Genomic DNA, 359 nt, shown 5'->3' with positions numbered 1-359 from the left:
GGAAAAATTGAAGAACAGATTCGATATAAATACAATACTGATTCAGTAAAATTCGATATCGATACTTACTCTCTCAAGACCCAGATCAAAGGGTTTGGCAAGAAGAAAGAAGACGACACGTATTACTTTACGCCGATCACATACACTTCTAGTGAATCTGAAAAATGGGGTATTCGTATTCAAGATCCTGTGGAAGACGAACGGTATACGGTCGCTGGTAACATGACTGAACGATTAAAACAAGACTTGCAAGACTATCCAGCGATAAGTGGTTCAGTAACGTTGAAATGGCGTATCACACCGAAAAAAGGTGACTACGTACCGTTTATATATGAACCGCTAAATATCAGGACGTATAT

The 359-nt window shown here is 38.7% G+C and carries 1 protein-coding gene; it reads left to right on the top strand.

Annotated features, from left to right (window positions below; all coding sequences use genetic code 11):
- The coding region (locus RV04_RS12975; protein ID WP_211271206.1) for a phage tail protein at positions 1 to 359 on the top strand (359 nt) is incomplete at both ends.

The sequence above is a fragment of the Enterococcus hermanniensis genome (assembly GCF_001885945.1).
Taxonomy (GTDB): domain Bacteria; phylum Bacillota; class Bacilli; order Lactobacillales; family Enterococcaceae; genus Enterococcus_A; species Enterococcus_A hermanniensis.
The sequence above is the reverse complement of the archived record's forward strand: the minus strand, read 5'-3'. Positions and strand labels throughout refer to the sequence as shown.